General features: G+C 63.1%; 17 protein-coding genes. 3 read left to right on the top strand and 14 right to left on the bottom strand.

The window, feature by feature from the left end; translation table 11 throughout:
* Positions 1 to 8 precede the first annotated feature (8 nt).
* The 4 genes from HU766_RS12450 to HU766_RS12435 all read right to left on the bottom strand — a co-directional run bounded on the left by HU766_RS12450 (position 9) and on the right by HU766_RS12435 (position 2844).
* Positions 9 to 290 (bottom strand): GIY-YIG nuclease family protein, encoded by a 282-nt coding sequence (locus HU766_RS12450; RefSeq protein WP_095064052.1) that lies wholly within the window; start codon positions 288 to 290, stop codon positions 9 to 11.
* Positions 291 to 307: 17 nt separating this feature from the next.
* Complete coding sequence (locus HU766_RS12445; RefSeq protein ID WP_186657087.1) at positions 308 to 796, bottom strand: nuclear transport factor 2 family protein; 489 nt, start codon at positions 794 to 796, stop codon at positions 308 to 310.
* A 103-nt stretch (positions 797 to 899) separates the two neighbouring features.
* A complete protein-coding gene (locus HU766_RS12440) occupies positions 900 to 2180 on the bottom strand; it encodes a CynX/NimT family MFS transporter (RefSeq protein WP_186657084.1) in 1281 nt (426 codons plus the stop codon).
* Between the two features lie 13 nt (positions 2181 to 2193).
* Entirely contained in the window at positions 2194 to 2844 is a 651-nt protein-coding gene (locus tag HU766_RS12435) for a FadR/GntR family transcriptional regulator (RefSeq protein WP_186657081.1), read from the bottom strand.
* Positions 2845 to 2983: 139 nt separating this feature from the next.
* On the opposite strand from HU766_RS12435, the gene HU766_RS12430 reads away from it, so the two are divergent.
* Positions 2984 to 4165: an alkaline phosphatase family protein gene (locus HU766_RS12430; RefSeq protein ID WP_186657077.1), complete on the top strand. Its 1182-nt coding sequence runs from the start codon at positions 2984 to 2986 to the stop codon at positions 4163 to 4165.
* An 87-nt stretch (positions 4166 to 4252) separates the two neighbouring features.
* Here HU766_RS12430 and hisC read toward each other — a convergent pair whose 3' ends face one another.
* The 10 genes from hisC to HU766_RS12380 form a co-directional block, all read right to left on the bottom strand.
* Positions 4253 to 5299: a histidinol-phosphate transaminase gene (hisC, locus tag HU766_RS12425; RefSeq protein ID WP_156310381.1), complete on the bottom strand. Its 1047-nt coding sequence runs from the start codon at positions 5297 to 5299 to the stop codon at positions 4253 to 4255.
* A gap of 2 nt (positions 5300 to 5301) precedes the next feature.
* Positions 5302 to 6627 (bottom strand): histidinol dehydrogenase, encoded by a 1326-nt coding sequence (hisD, locus tag HU766_RS12420; RefSeq protein WP_033701083.1) that lies wholly within the window; start codon positions 6625 to 6627, stop codon positions 5302 to 5304.
* Between the two features lie 136 nt (positions 6628 to 6763).
* A complete protein-coding gene (gene hisG, locus HU766_RS12415; RefSeq protein WP_033701084.1) occupies positions 6764 to 7399 on the bottom strand; it encodes an ATP phosphoribosyltransferase in 636 nt (211 codons plus the stop codon).
* Positions 7400 to 7569: 170 nt separating this feature from the next.
* Positions 7570 to 8835: a UDP-N-acetylglucosamine 1-carboxyvinyltransferase gene (gene murA, locus HU766_RS12410; protein WP_033701085.1), complete on the bottom strand. Its 1266-nt coding sequence runs from the start codon at positions 8833 to 8835 to the stop codon at positions 7570 to 7572.
* A 23-nt stretch (positions 8836 to 8858) separates the two neighbouring features.
* Positions 8859 to 9098, bottom strand: a complete 240-nt coding sequence (locus tag HU766_RS12405) for a BolA family protein (protein WP_003255121.1) — start codon at positions 9096 to 9098, stop codon at positions 8859 to 8861.
* Between the two features lie 119 nt (positions 9099 to 9217).
* Complete coding sequence (locus tag HU766_RS12400; RefSeq protein ID WP_033701086.1) at positions 9218 to 9520, bottom strand: STAS domain-containing protein; 303 nt, start codon at positions 9518 to 9520, stop codon at positions 9218 to 9220.
* Positions 9517 to 10164, bottom strand: a complete 648-nt coding sequence (locus HU766_RS12395; RefSeq protein WP_186657063.1) for an ABC transporter substrate-binding protein — start codon at positions 10162 to 10164, stop codon at positions 9517 to 9519. The genes HU766_RS12400 and HU766_RS12395 overlap by 4 nt, the downstream gene beginning before the upstream one ends.
* Positions 10165 to 10173: 9 nt before the next feature.
* Positions 10174 to 10659 (bottom strand): outer membrane lipid asymmetry maintenance protein MlaD, encoded by a 486-nt coding sequence (gene mlaD / locus HU766_RS12390; protein WP_016501327.1) that lies wholly within the window; start codon positions 10657 to 10659, stop codon positions 10174 to 10176.
* Positions 10659 to 11456: a lipid asymmetry maintenance ABC transporter permease subunit MlaE gene (gene mlaE, locus HU766_RS12385; RefSeq protein WP_033701089.1), complete on the bottom strand. Its 798-nt coding sequence runs from the start codon at positions 11454 to 11456 to the stop codon at positions 10659 to 10661. The genes mlaD and mlaE overlap by 1 nt, the downstream gene beginning before the upstream one ends.
* Positions 11456 to 12265, bottom strand: coding sequence for an ATP-binding cassette domain-containing protein (locus tag HU766_RS12380; RefSeq protein ID WP_033701092.1), 810 nt, complete (start codon positions 12263 to 12265; stop codon positions 11456 to 11458). The genes mlaE and HU766_RS12380 overlap by 1 nt, the downstream gene beginning before the upstream one ends.
* Positions 12266 to 12513: 248 nt before the next feature.
* Between HU766_RS12380 and HU766_RS12375 the strand changes: the two genes are divergently transcribed.
* Positions 12514 to 13488, top strand: a complete 975-nt coding sequence (locus HU766_RS12375) for a KpsF/GutQ family sugar-phosphate isomerase (RefSeq protein ID WP_033701093.1) — start codon at positions 12514 to 12516, stop codon at positions 13486 to 13488.
* Complete coding sequence (locus HU766_RS12370; RefSeq protein ID WP_033701094.1) at positions 13489 to 14013, top strand: HAD family hydrolase; 525 nt, start codon at positions 13489 to 13491, stop codon at positions 14011 to 14013.
* Positions 14014 to 14019 lie beyond the last annotated feature (6 nt).

Raw genomic sequence — 14019 nt, 5'->3', positions numbered from 1 at the left:
GGCGCACTCTAAACCTGATAAGACGCCACCAGCGCCTCCTTGGCCGACTTGCGCAGCCGCTTCACCAGGCGCTCCTGGCGCAACGCTTCGCCTTTGTCCGGCCACTGCTCGACATACACCAGCGCCTGCGCCGGGCTGGTCTTGAAGTAACGCGCGCCCTGCCCCTTCTGATGCGCCAGAAAGCGCCGCTGCGGGTCGTCACTGATCCCGCAGTACAGCGACCCATTGGCCGCACGCACCAGGTAGACATACCAGGGTTTGACGGCCTGATTCGGTACTTCTTCGCTCACGACAGCTGCTCTTTGCGTCACGGAGTGGGTACGTTGCCCTGCTGGTGCTGGTAGGCCCGCAGCCCCTTGAACGCCTGCTGGCGTACCTTGTTCTGCAACAGCGGCGTCCAGCCGAGCAGCACACCTGGCGCGCCCAGTGCCTGACGCGACCAGCGCCAGAGGTCGAAACTGTCGTCATGCTGACAGATCAACCCGTCACGGATGACAAACCGCGCCTGGATATCGTTGACCACGCTGCGGCCGGTCTGGCTGAACAGGTAGCTCGCGACCCAGTGCGCGCTACCACTGTGCGCATCCGCGCGAACGTTGTCGAACTTCAGGCTGAAGCCCTTGGCGCGCGTGGTCAGCATCCGCCACATGTCGCCGGCATCCTGACCGCGCAGGGTGCCGAAGACCGGGTCGCTGAACACGATGTCGTCGCTGTAGCAGGCCACCATAGCCTCGGCGTCCAGGCGCTGGAAGGCCTGGTAGAAGCGGGTGATCAGGTCGCGGTTGGCATCGCTCATGAGGGCAGGTCCATCCTGGGAATAGAAGGATGCAAGATAATCTGCCCGCTGCGCTTGCGCCAGTGCTGGCCCTTTCGCGGGGCAAGCATGGACAGAATCAGCATCAGACTTTTTCGCTGGTCACCTGCACATGCAACGCGCGCCCTGCGCCAAGCCCGAAACCAATAGCACCTATGCCCAGCACGGCAAAAATCCACCCCACTGCCGCCCAGCCACCGGTCATATCGTGCACCAGGCCCACTGCAAACGGCCCCATCGACGCCAAGGTGTACCCTACCCCCTGGGCCATGCTCGACAGGTTCGCCGCCACATGCGCATCCTTCGAACGCAGCACGATCAACGTCAGCGCCAGGGCAAAGGTGCCGCCCTGCCCCAGGCCCAGCAGTACAGCCCAGCCCCAAAGCCCTGAAATAGGCGCATACAGGCAACCGAACAGGCCGGCCAAGGTAACCAGCATGACGATCACGATAGCCAGGCGCTGATCCTTGCCGCGCGTTGCCAGCCAAGGCGCACTGAGCGAGCTGACCAATTGCACGATTACCGACCCCGACAACACCAGCCCCGCCTCGGTCGGGCTCAGGCCGCGGCCAATCAGAATCGACGGCAACCAGCCGAAGACGATATAGGCCAGCGATGACTGAAGGCCCATGTACAAAGTCACCTGCCAGGCCAAGGGGTCGCGCCAAAGGCCACGCACCCGATAAGCAACCTTGTGCAGGCCGTGCCCCTGGCGCGCCTGCGGTATCCAGACGAGCATGGCCAGCAGTGCCGGCACCGCCCAGAAGCCTAGCCCCAGCGCCCAACTGCCCTCGTAGCGTTGAGCCAGGGGCACCGTGGCGCCGGCTGCCATGGCTGCGCCCAGGCACAGGGCCATGGTGTACACGCCGGTCAACGTCCCGGCGTGCTGCGGGAAATCGCGCTTGACGATGCCCGGCAACAGCACGCCGATGATGCCAATACTGGCGCCGGCCATGAGGCTGCCCAGGAATACCCCGGCCGTCCCAAACGCGCTGCGCACCACAATGCCCAAGGCCAAGGTGAGGAGAATGCCGAAAATCACCCGCTCACTGCCAAAACGCCGCGCCAGGACCGGCGCCAGCGGCGCAAACAAGCCCAGACACAGCACCGGCAAGGTGGTCAGCAGGCCCGCCTGCGACGCGCTCAGGCCCAAGCCCTCGGAAACCAGGCCGAGTACCGGGGCCATGCTCGACAACGCCGGGCGCAGGTTCAGCGCCACCAGCACCAGGCCCAGCAACAACAGCCAGGGCCTGCGCAGTAGCACAGGCTGCTGCTGAACCTGCTCGTCATCGGCTTCGGCGTCGATCAACAGTTCGTCGAGTTCCCGCTCGCCGGTGGGGGTGCTACGGGTGATGGATTCAGCCATGGCCTTCTCTGGGTCAAGATTCGATGAGGGTGCGGCTCAGGCGCTTGGCCCGCTCCGCATCACGTTGCTCGATGGCATTGAGGATTTCCCCGTGCAGATCGAACGTGGACTGGCAGCGTGGGACGTTGGTCATGTTGTGTTGCAGCGCTGCCGCCACCACACCGGAGAAATACCGGTACAACTCACTCAATGCAGGGTTGTGGGCGGCATCGACCAGGCGCTGGTGGAACACCAGGTCGCAGGTCACGTAGGCATCGATGTCGCCGTGAAAGTGCCCGGCACTGCCTTCAAGGGCTTCACGCAGCGCCTTCAGGTCTGCGTCGGTGCGGCGCAACGCCGCCAGGCCGATGGCCTCGGTCTCGAGGATATGGCGGGTTTCCCGCGCCTGTTCAGGCGTGCAACGCGACATCGCCTGCACAGCCAACAGCGGGTCCTGCACAGCACGCAGATAGCTGCCATCGCCCTGCCTGATCTCAACCAGGCCACTGAACGCCAGCACGCGCATGGCCTCACGCACGGTGTTGCGGCTGATGCCCAGCGCCTGGGCCAGCTCAGGCTCGGTCGGCAGTCGCTGCCCTACCTGCCAGTCGCCCTGAAGGATGCGCTCACGCATGCGCTCCACGGCGAGTTCGACCAGGGAACGCTTGGTCAACGCTACGCTCATCACATTCAACCAATCATCCGATGAATTACCGAAGCTTAATGGATGGCGCTCCGGACGGCAAATCACCTGGTATTTCTGCCAGTTGTGAGCAGCGCACTTTATTGCAACGCTCGCTGTAACCTTCCAAGGATGCCTCTCCATGCGACTATCAGCCTTGCTTCTGCTGACGTTGGCCTTGCTGGCAGGTTGCGGCCCGGCGCAAAAAGGGCCTGAACCGAAAACCCTGATCGTCGGCATCCAAGGTGTGCAATTCGAACAGTACGAGGCACTGGGCGATGCCACCCACCTCAAGCAACGTCTGTATTACGCGTACACCTATACCGGCGGCATCACCGGCAAGGCCAGCGAGCAGCCCACCCTCAGCGGCCCAGGCTGGGTCACCTTGCTCACTGGGGTCTGGAGCAACAAGCATGGCGTTGACTCCAATGCCGAGTCGTTGCGGGTCGACCCGGCATTTCCCAGCTTGTTCAAACGGCTGCGTGAGGCACTGCCGACGGCCTACCTCGCCAGTGTGGTGCACAGGTCGCCCATCAACACCGCATTTTTGCTCGAAGATGCCCATGGCAACGATGTGCGCGAAAGCGGCTTGTCCGATGAACAGGTCACCCTGCGAGCACTGCAGATTCTCGGCAGCACGCCTGCCGACTTCACCTTCATTGAGCTGGGCGAACCTGATGAAGCCGGCCACGCTACAGGCTTCGGCGAGCGCTACCAACAGGCACTGCGCAATGCCGATAACCGGCTGGGGAGACTGCTGGACAAGGTCGACGAACGGCGCCGCAATCACCCGCAAGAAGACTGGCTGGTGATTGTCAGTACCGACCATGGCCGCGACTATCGGGGCAAGGGCCATGGTGGCGTCACCGAGCAGGAAAAGACCACCTTCATCGCCAGCAACAAACCGATGAACGAAGAGCTGACCGAGCCCATCCTCCCAGAAGAAAACCCCGGGCCAAACAACCTGTATTGCCTTGCCGCGCAGACCTCGGTGGCGCCCACCGTCCTGCGCCACATGGGCCAGGCGCTGCAAGCCCAGTGGCTACTGGACGCCCCCCCCCTGCTGGGTAAGGCAGGTGCGCGCAAGGCCAGGGCCGATGAAGCCAATGCGCGTCTACGCTGGCACAGCAGCGCCAAGGGCTACCTGACCATCCTCAAGAACGGGCATGTGGTTGCACAAGTACCGGCCGCGGCCGGCCAATGGACCGACCCGGACGGCATGGATACCGTCAACGACTACGTGCTGGTACTTGATGCCACCCCGGTGGCGGTGCGCAACAGGCCTGCCGGCCAACCCTACAACATCGAGGAAGTGGCCTACTGAACGTTGCGCCCTGAATGAAAAACCCCGCCTGGCAGCCAGTGCCAGGCGGGGTTCGATCAAAGCGGACGGCTGCTTGAGCCGGCCTGATCAGTTCAGCGCATCGAGCAATGCCTGGTTCATTTCCGGGGTACCGATGGTAATGCGCAGGAACTGGGCAATCCGCGCCTGCTTGAAGTGCCGCACGATCACCCCCTGCTCACGCAGGCGCGCCGCCAATTCGGCCGCATCCTGTTGCGGGTGACGGGCGAAGATGAAGTTGGCCGCCGACGGCAGCACCTCGAAGCCCTTGGCAGTCAGTTGCTCGACCAGCACTTCCCGGCTGTCGATCACCTTGCGGCAGGTTTCTTCGAAGTAGGCACGGTCTTCGAACGCTACGGCCGCACCGACGATCGCGGCACGGTCCAGCGGGTAGGAGTTGAAGCTGTTCTTGATCCGCTCCAGCGCCTCGATCAGGTCCGGGTGGCCGACCGCCAGGCCAACGCGCAAACCCGCCAGCGAGCGCGACTTGGACAGGGTCTGGGTGACCAGCAGGTTGTCATAGCGGTCCACCAGGCTGATGGCCGTCTCGCCACCAAAGTCGATGTAGGCTTCATCCACCACCACCACCGAATCACGGTTGGCTTGCAGCAGTTGCTCGACCGCCTGCAGTGGCATCAGGCAGCCGGTGGGCGCGTTCGGGTTGGGGAAGATAATGCCAGCGTTAGGCTTGTTGTAGTCCTCGACACGGATCTGGAACTGCTCGTCCAGCGCCACCTGCTCGAAGGCGATGCCATACAGGCCGCAGTAGACCGGGTAGAAGCTGTAGCTGATGTCCGGGAACAACAGCGGCGCGTCGTGCTGGAACAGGCCGTGGAAGATGTGCGCCAGCACTTCGTCCGAACCGTTGCCGACGAACACCTGGCCAGGGGTTACCCCGTAGTACTCGGCCACCGCCTGCTTGAGCCGGTCACCGTTCGGGTCCGGGTACAGGCGCAGGTTGTCGTTCAGCTCGCCACGCATGGCTTCCAGCGCCTTGGGCGACGGGCCATAAGGGTTTTCATTGGTGTTGAGCTTGACCAGGCGGGCCAGCTTGGGTTGCTCGCCCGGCACGTAAGGCACCAGGTCCTTGACGAAGGGGCTCCAGAATCGACTCATGCTCAGTTCCCCTTGGCTTGGGTCAGGATACGGTATTCGGCGCTGCGGGCGTGGGCCGTCAGCGACTCGCCACGGGCCAGGACCGAGGCGGTGTGGCCCAGCTCGGACGCGCCCTGCTCGGAGCAAAAGATGATCGACGAACGTTTCTGGAAGTCATACACCCCCAGTGGCGAAGAAAAGCGCGCAGTGCCGGACGTCGGCAGCACATGGTTGGGGCCTGCGCAGTAGTCACCCAGCGCTTCGCTGGTGTGGCGGCCCATGAAGATCGCGCCGGCGTGGCGGATCTGCGGCAGCCAGGCTTGCGGGTCTGCAACCGACAGCTCAAGGTGCTCGGGGGCGATCCGGTTGGCCACTTCGATGGCCTGCTGCATGTCACGCACCTGGATCAGCGCGCCGCGGCCATTGACCGACTTCTCGATGATCTCGGCGCGCTCCATGGTCGGCAGCAGCTTGTCGATGCTGGCGGCGACGCGGTCGAGGAACTCGGCATCCGGGCTGACCAGGATGGCCTGGGCGTCTTCATCGTGCTCGGCCTGGGAGAACAGGTCCATGGCGATCCAGTCCGGGTCAGTCTGGCCGTCACACACCACGAGAATTTCCGAAGGGCCGGCGATCATGTCGATACCGACCTGGCCGAACACGTGGCGCTTGGCAGTCGCCACATAAATGTTGCCGGGGCCGACGATCTTGTCCACCTGCGGCACGCTCTCGGTGCCATATGCCAGGGCGGCGACGGCTTGGGCACCGCCGACGGTGAACACGCGGTCGACACCGGCAATGCAGGCTGCAGCCAGCACCAGTTCGTTGACCTCGCCACGCGGGGTCGGTACCACCATCACCACCTCGGTCACACCTGCGACCTTGGCCGGGATGGCGTTCATCAGCACCGAGGACGGGTACGACGCCTTGCCGCCGGGCACATACAGGCCGGCGCGGTCCAGCGGCGTGACCTTCTGGCCCAGCACGGTGCCGTCGGCTTCGGTGTACTGCCACGAGTCCTGCTTCTGCCGCTCGTGGTAGATACGCACGCGGTTGGCGGCCTTTTCCAGGGCCTCACGCTGCGCCGGGGTGATGCGGGTCAGCGCCAGCTCAAGGCGCTCACGGCCCAGGATCAGGTCTTCGATGCGGGTGGCCTGAACACCATCGAAACGCTGGGTGAACTCCACCAGCGCCGCATCGCCACGCTCGCGCACGGCCTTGATGATGTCGAGCACGCGCTGGTTGACCGCGTCATCAGACACACTTTCCCAGCTCAGCAGATGATCCAGATGTCGGGCGAAATCCGGATCAGCGGCGTTGAGACGGGCAATTGCAGTGGACACGGTCATGGCGAGGGCCTCGATTATTAGCGAATGCTCAGGCGCCCTAGGCTACCAGTCCATCCGCGCGGGCACCTGAGAAAAGTGGCTATGACGCGGATAGACGGGCGCGACAGCGGAGGTCGCGCGCAGGAGGTAGAGCGTCTTAGCCGCGGTGTCGCGATTCGACAGCTTTGCGCAGGGTGTCGATCAGGCTCTGGATCCGGGCATGCTGCATCTTCATGGAGGCTTTGTTGACCACCAGGCGCGAACTGATCGTGGCGATCATCTCCTGTGGCTCCAGGCCATTGGCGCGCAGGGTGTTGCCGGTGTCGACCACGTCGATGATCTTGTCGGCGAGGTTGATCAGCGGGGCCAGCTCCATCGAGCCATACAGCTTGATGATATCGACCTGACGGCCTTGCTCGGCGTAGTAACGCTTGGCAACGTTGACGAACTTGGTGGCTACGCGCAGGCGGCCCTTGGGCTCGGGTGCACCAACCACGCCAGCGGTCATCAACTTGCAGCAGGCGATCTGCAGGTCCAGCGGCTCGTACAGGCCCTGGCCGCCGTACTCCATCAGCACGTCCTTGCCAGCCACACCCAGGTCGGCGGCACCATGCTCGACATAGGTCGGCACGTCGGTGGCACGCACGATCAGCAGGCGCACGTCGTCCTGCGTAGTGGGGATGATCAGTTTACGGCTCTTGTCCGGGTTCTCGGTCGGCACGATACCGGCCTCGGCCAGCAATGGCAGGGTATCGTCGAGAATTCGGCCTTTGGATAGCGCGATGGTCAACATGGGAAACGTCGGTCCTTAAGCGGCTACTGCCGACCGGGCGTTAAGCCCGGTCGCATACAATTCGTGTGTGGGAGCGGGCTCGCCCCGCGAACACCGGCAAAGCCGGTGCCATAACCGCGGTGGCTGCTTCGCGGGGCAAGCCCGCTCCCACACCCTGCCCCTGCAGACTCTTAACCCGGTACGCGACGGATCTTCGCGCCCAGCATCTGCAGTTTTTCTTCGATGCACTCGTAACCACGGTCGATGTGGTAGATGCGATCGATCAGGGTATCGCCATCGGCAACCAGTGCCGACAGCACCAAGCTGGCCGAAGCACGCAGGTCGGTGGCCATTACCGGTGCACCTTTGAGCGCCTTGACGCCCGTGACGATGGCCGTGTTGCCTTCGACCTGGATCTGCGCGCCCATGCGGTGCATTTCGTAGACGTGCATGAAGCGGTTTTCGAAGATCGTCTCGATCACCGCGCCAGTGCCTTCGGCGATGGCGTTGAGCGAGATGAACTGCGCCTGCATGTCGGTCGGGAACGCCGGGTAAGGCGCGGTACGCAGGTTCACAGCCTTGGGCCGCTTGCCGTGCATGTCCAGCTCGATCCAGTCTTCGCCGGTGTTGATGTCGGCGCCCGCTTCCTTGAGTTTTTCCAGTACTGCTTCAAGGATGGTCGGGTCGGTGTCCTTGACCTTGACGCGGCCACCGGTGACGGCGGCGGCGACCAGGTAGGTACCGGTCTCGATACGGTCTGGCATGACCCGGTAGGTGGCCGAGTGCAGGCGCTCGACGCCATCGATGGTGATGGTGTCGGTGCCGGCGCCCTGAATCTTGCCACCCATGGCGTTGATGAAGTTGGCCAGGTCGACCACTTCAGGCTCGCGCGCAGCGTTTTGCAGTACGCTGCGACCCTTGGCCAGGGCTGCGGCCATCATGATGTTCTCGGTACCGGTCACACTGACGGTATCGAAGAAGAAGTGCGCACCGCGCAAGCCACCTTCAGGGGCCTTGGCCTTGATGTAGCCGGCTTCGACTTCGATCTTCGCACCCATGGCTTCCAGGCCACGGATGTGCAGGTCGACAGGGCGCGAACCGATGGCGCAACCGCCAGGCAGAGCCACTTCGGCCTCGCCGAAGCGCGCGACCATAGGGCCCAGCACCAGGATCGAGGCGCGCATGGTCTTGACCAGTTCGTACGGCGCGACCAGCGTCTTGATGGTACGCGGGTCGATTTCCACCGACAGCTTCTCGTCGATCACAGGCTCGATGCCCATGCGCCCGAACAGCTCGATCATAGTGGTGATGTCGTGCAGGTGCGGCAGGTTGCCCACGGTGACCGGGCCGTCAGCCAGCAGGGTCGCCGCCAGAATCGGCAGGGCCGCGTTCTTCGCGCCCGAAATGCGGATCTCGCCGTCAAGGCGAGCGCCGCCAGTAATAATCAGTTTGTCCATTGGAGTCTCGCCGCCAAGTTGGCTCAGGTGCGCTCAGCCCAGGCTGCGCTGCTGAAAAATTTCATGGTTACCGCATGGATGCTGCCATTGGCGATCCAGGGATTAAGGTGAGCATAGATCGCCTGTTGACGCTTGACCGGGCTCAGGCCAGCCAACTCGTCGCTGATCACGTTCAACTGGAAGTTGCAGCCTTCGCCTTCAACTTCGACCCGGGATCCCGGCAATTTTTCTTCAAGGAAGCTTTTAACTTCTACGGCCTGCATGCTCAACCTCAATCGGCGCCCGATGCGCACGGGTCGGCCATCATACAAAAAAGCCCCTCGCCTGCGAAGCCCACTGAAGGTTTGCGCTGACCGAGGGGCCATCCATCCGTGTCAGGCCATCAGCTGGCCAGCACTTCATCGAGGTCGTAGACCTCGGCAATCTCCCGCATGTCTTCGGGCATTCCACGCACTTCGCAGACCTTGCCAGTGGCCTGGCCATCGCGGATGAACGCCAGCAGCAGCGACAGGCCGACGCTCGACGACTTGTCCACCGCCGAGCAATCGAGGATCAGGCGCGGCTCTTTGGAAGCCTCGACCAGCGCCTTGCCTTGCTTGCGCAAGGCCGGGCCACTGCGATAGTCCAGCACGCCTGCCAGGCGCAGTACGCCCGGCTCGGCCATGCTTACGCCGGTTTCACTCATTTCACGACCTTATCGGACGATTGATCGGCTTCCTGCTTGGCCTTGGCCACTTCGCCTGCCCAGCCGTCGATAGTCTTGTCCAGGTTGTTGCCGTTGCGCTGCATGGCGTCGGAGAACTGGTCACGGAACAGCTTGCCGATGTTGATGCCGTTGACGATGACGTTACGCACCTTCCACTCGCCGGCGATGTTCTCCAGGGTGTACTGCACCGGATACACGGCACCGTTGTTGCCCGTCACCTTCATGCCGACGCTGGCACGCTTGCCGTCATCGACCTTGGCAGGATCGACGACGATGCCCTGGTTGTTGTATTCCAGCAGGGCGTTGCCATAGAACTGCATCAGGCTGCGCTTGAAGTTTTCCTGGAAGCGCTGCATCTGCTCAGGCGTGGCCTTGCGCGAGTACTTGACGGTCATGATGCTGCGCGAAATACCGTCAGCGTCCACCACCGGGCCGAGGATGCGGTTGAGCGCATCGTAGAAGGCGCTGGGGTTGGACTTGTACTGCTCCTTGTTGGCCTTGAGGTCACCCAGCAGTTCGTTGGTCGTGCCTTGAACCACCTCGTGGGGCGTCTGTGCCGCCAGGGTCAGCAGGGGGAAGGCCGCCAGCAGGACCAGCAGGCCACGTCGCAGTATCGAAATCATGGAAACTCCTTAATTAGCCGGTTGCGCTTCTTTCGGTTCCTTGCCAACGGAGTTGAGCAGGAACTTGCCAATCAGATCTTCCAGCACCAGGGCCGACTGGGTGTCGTGGATGGTCGCGCCATCCTTGAGCACCTGATCTTCGCCGCCCACGCTGATGCCGATGTACTTCTCGCCCAGCAACCCGGCGGTCAGGATCGAGGCAGTGGAGTCGGTCGGCAGGTTGTCGACGGTCTTGTCCAGCTGCAGCGTCACCCGACCGGTGTAGGAATCACGGTCCAGATCGATGGCGGTGACCTTGCCGATCGTCACACCGGCCATGGTCACTTTAGCTCTGACCGTCAAACCGGCGATATTGTCGAAGTACGCATAAACTTTGTAGGTATCACTGCTCGGGCTGGCCGACAGCCCGCTGACACGCAGGGCCAGCAGCAGCAGCGCCAGGATCCCGGCCAGGAGGAACAGGCCGACACCGATTTCCAGGGTGCGGTTTTGCATCAGAAATCTCCAAACATCAAGGCGGTCAGAATAAAGTCCAGACCCAGGACTGCCAACGAGGCATAGACCACGGTCTTGGTGGTGGCGCGGCTGATCCCTTCTGAGGTGGGCTCACAGTCGTACCCCTGGAACACGGCAATCCAGGTGGTGACGAAGGCGAACACCAGGCTCTTGATCAAGCCGTTCAACACGTCGTCGGTAAAGGAAACACTGTTCTGCATGTTGGCCCAGAACGAGCCCTCGTACACGCCCAGCCAGTCGACTGCGACCCACGAACCACCCCAGATGCCGACCACGCTGAAAATCAGCGCCAGCAGCGGCAGCGAGATGAAACCGGCCCACAATCGCGGCGCGATGATGTACTTGAGCGGGTCGACGCCAATCATCTCGAGGCTAGACAACTGCTCGGTGGACTTCATGTTGCCGATCTCGGCGGTCAGCGCGGAGCCCGCACGGCCAGCGAACAGCAAGGCGGTCACCACCGGCCCGAGCTCACGCAGCAGGGTCAAGGCAACCATCTGCCCGACCGCCTGCTCCGAACCGTACTTGGTCAGGATGCTGTAACCCTGCAGCGCCAGGACCATGCCGATGAACACGCCGGACACGGCAACGATCGCCAGCGACAGCACGCCCACCGAATACAGCTGCTTGGTCAGCAGCTGGAAACCACCGCCAATGCCGCCACGCCCGACCAGCGCGTGAAACAGGAACAGGCAGGAACGCCCGAGCACCGCCACCACGTCGATCGCCGAGCGACCGAACAGGCGAACACGTTCGAGTAAGGATTTTCTGCGCATCAACGCGCCCCCAGCAGGTCGGCGCGGTAATCAGGCGCGGGAAAGTGGAAGGGTACCGGACCGTCCGGATCGCCCTTCATGAACTGGCGAATACGCGGGTTGTCCGAGCCCATCAGTTCGTCGGGCGTGCCCTGCCCCAGCACCTGACCATCACCGACCACGTAGATATAGTCGGCAATGCTGGCGGTTTCGGCCAGGTCGTGGGAAACGACAATGCTGGTGATGCCCAGTGCATCGTTGAGCAGGCGGATCAGGCGCACCAATACGCCCATGGCGATCGGGTCCTGGCCGACGAACGGCTCGTCATACATGAGAATCTGCGGGTCCAGGGCAATCGCACGGGCCAACGCCACCCGGCGCTTCATGCCACCGGACAGCTCGTCGGGCATCAGGTCGATGGCTCCGCGCAGGCCCACGGCCTGCAGCTTCATCAGCACGATGTCACGGATCATTTCTTCCGACAGCTGGGTATGCACGCGCAGCGGGAAGGCGACGTTCTCGAACACATCGAGGTCAGTGAACAGCGCGCCACTCTGAAACAGCACGCCCATCTGCTTGCGCGCGTCGAACAGGTCGCTGCGCGACAGCGTCGGCAGATTCTGCCCCGCTACCCACACCTCACCACCGGACGGGCGCAACTGCGCGCCCATCAGGCGTAGCAACGTGGTCTTGCCGCAACCCGATGGCCCCATGATGCCGGTGACCTTGCCGCGCGGGATGCGGATGTCGACATTGCTGAAAATGCTGCGCGAACCGCGCTTGAAGGATACCCCCTTCAACTCGACCGCGTAGGCGCTATCCACACTCATCTAGACTCCTTGCTAGTGCAGCCTCGTCCTAATGGACGCCGGCCCTCTTCTTGAAGGCACACGCGCCCGTGGCAGGCCGAATAGCGGCGAACTATAGCACCGCTGACAGCGCCGCCCCAAGGCCGGGGAGCGAGTCGTTCAGCCCTGAGACAGGCTTTGATGACATTCGTCACAGCAATCGAAAGGGTGAGGGTTTCTTTCATTGCGGCTATAATCGCCGCCTTTTCATCAGGCATTGCTTTTTCGACATGAGCCAATCCAGCGAGCTGATCCAATCCGCCCAACGCACCTTGCGCCTGGAACTCGAGGCCGTAGAGGCCCTGTTGGCGCGCATCGACGACAATTTCGTCAAGGCCTGCGAACTGATCCTGGCAAGCACGGGCCGGGTCGTCGTGGTCGGCATGGGCAAGTCCGGGCACATCGGCAACAAGATCGCCGCCACCCTGGCCAGCACTGGCACGCCTGCGTTTTTCGTGCATCCGGCCGAGGCCAGCCATGGCGACATGGGCATGATCACCCGCGACGATGTCATCCTGGCCCTGTCGAACTCCGGCAGCACCGCCGAAATCGTCACGCTGCTGCCCTTGATCAAGCGCCTGGGTATCAAGCTGATCAGCCTCACCGGCAACCCTGATTCGCCCCTGGCCCAGGCCGCCGAGGTCAACCTCGACGCCCGTGTTGCCCAGGAGGCCTGCCCGCTGAACCTGGCGCCGACCTCCTCCACCACGGCATCGCTGGTACTGGGCGATGCCCTGGCGATCGCCCTGCTCGAAGCCCGCGGCTTCACTGCCGAGGACTTCGCCTTCTCGCACCCCGGTGGCGCGCTGGGCCGTCGCCTGCTGCTCAAGGTCGAGAATGTCATGCACACCGGCGACGAACTGCCCCAGGTGGCACGCGGCACCCTGCTCAAGGACGCACTCCTTGAAATGTCCCGCAAAGGCCTGGGCATGACCGTGATCGTCGAAGCCAATGGCACCCTGGCCGGGGTGTTCACCGACGGCGACCTGCGCCGCAGCCTCGATCGCAATATCGACGTGCACACCACGCTGATCGACGACGTGATGACCGTGCACGGCAAGACTGCCCGCGCCGAGATGCTCGCTGCCGAAGCCCTGAAGATCATGGAAGACCACAAGATCGGCGCCCTGGTGGTCGTGGACCGCGACGACCGGCCGACCGGTGCCCTCAACATGCACGATCTGCTGCGCGCCGGAGTGATGTAAATGAACCAGAACCTCATGCAACGGGGCAAGGCCATCAAGCTGGCGGTGTTCGACGTCGACGGCGTGCTCACCGACGGTCGCCTGTATTTCCTCGAAGATGGCAGCGAATTCAAGACCTTCAACACCCTCGATGGCCAGGGCATCAAGATGCTCATGGCCTCGGGCGTAACCACCGCAATCATCAGCGGGCGCAAGACCCCGGTGGTCGAGCGCCGCGCGAAGAACCTCGGTATTCCTCACCTTTTCCAGGGCCGCGAGGACAAATTGGTGGTTCTTGACGGCCTGCTCGCCGAACTGGGCCTAAGCTATGATCAGGTCGCCTATCTGGGCGACGACCTGCCAGACTTGCCGGTGATTCGCCGCGTGGGCCTGGGCATGGCGGTAGCCAACGCCGCGCCGTTCGTTCGCCAGCACGCCCAGGGCGTGACCCAGGCGCGCGGCGGCGAAGGGGCCGCCCGTGAATTCTGCGAACTGATCATGCAGGCCCAGGGCACCCTGGACGCTGCCAACGCCAACTACCTGTAAGGCTGC

The sequence above is a fragment of the Pseudomonas sp. SWRI77 genome, from assembly GCF_014269105.1.
In the GTDB taxonomy this organism is placed as follows: domain Bacteria; phylum Pseudomonadota; class Gammaproteobacteria; order Pseudomonadales; family Pseudomonadaceae; genus Aquipseudomonas; species Aquipseudomonas capeferrum.
This window is presented reverse-complemented; position numbering and strand designations above follow the sequence as displayed.

What these genes read in the sequence shown, in the direction of transcription:
- HU766_RS12370 (WP_033701094.1), top strand. Translation starts at nt 13,489, where the DNA reads ATGAACCAGAACCTCATGCAACGGGGCAAGGCCATCAAGCTGGCGGTG.
- HU766_RS12395 (WP_186657063.1), bottom strand. Translation starts at nt 10,164, where the DNA reads ATGATTTCGATACTGCGACGTGGCCTGCTGGTCCTGCTGGCGGCCTTC.
- mlaD (WP_016501327.1), bottom strand. Translation starts at nt 10,659, where the DNA reads ATGCAAAACCGCACCCTGGAAATCGGTGTCGGCCTGTTCCTCCTGGCC.
- hisC (WP_156310381.1), bottom strand. Translation starts at nt 5,299, where the DNA reads ATGAGTCGATTCTGGAGCCCCTTCGTCAAGGACCTGGTGCCTTACGTG.
- HU766_RS12405 (WP_003255121.1), bottom strand. Translation starts at nt 9,098, where the DNA reads ATGCAGGCCGTAGAAGTTAAAAGCTTCCTTGAAGAAAAATTGCCGGGA.
- HU766_RS12440 (WP_186657084.1), bottom strand. Translation starts at nt 2,180, where the DNA reads ATGGCTGAATCCATCACCCGTAGCACCCCCACCGGCGAGCGGGAACTC.
- HU766_RS12445 (WP_186657087.1), bottom strand. Translation starts at nt 796, where the DNA reads ATGAGCGATGCCAACCGCGACCTGATCACCCGCTTCTACCAGGCCTTC.
- HU766_RS12400 (WP_033701086.1), bottom strand. Translation starts at nt 9,520, where the DNA reads ATGAGTGAAACCGGCGTAAGCATGGCCGAGCCGGGCGTACTGCGCCTG.
- HU766_RS12435 (WP_186657081.1), bottom strand. Translation starts at nt 2,844, where the DNA reads ATGAGCGTAGCGTTGACCAAGCGTTCCCTGGTCGAACTCGCCGTGGAG.
- hisG (WP_033701084.1), bottom strand. Translation starts at nt 7,399, where the DNA reads ATGTTGACCATCGCGCTATCCAAAGGCCGAATTCTCGACGATACCCTG.
- HU766_RS12430 (WP_186657077.1), top strand. Translation starts at nt 2,984, where the DNA reads ATGCGACTATCAGCCTTGCTTCTGCTGACGTTGGCCTTGCTGGCAGGT.
- mlaE (WP_033701089.1), bottom strand. Translation starts at nt 11,456, where the DNA reads ATGCGCAGAAAATCCTTACTCGAACGTGTTCGCCTGTTCGGTCGCTCG.
- hisD (WP_033701083.1), bottom strand. Translation starts at nt 6,627, where the DNA reads ATGACCGTGTCCACTGCAATTGCCCGTCTCAACGCCGCTGATCCGGAT.
- murA (WP_033701085.1), bottom strand. Translation starts at nt 8,835, where the DNA reads ATGGACAAACTGATTATTACTGGCGGCGCTCGCCTTGACGGCGAGATC.
- HU766_RS12380 (WP_033701092.1), bottom strand. Translation starts at nt 12,265, where the DNA reads ATGAGTGTGGATAGCGCCTACGCGGTCGAGTTGAAGGGGGTATCCTTC.
- HU766_RS12375 (WP_033701093.1), top strand. Translation starts at nt 12,514, where the DNA reads ATGAGCCAATCCAGCGAGCTGATCCAATCCGCCCAACGCACCTTGCGC.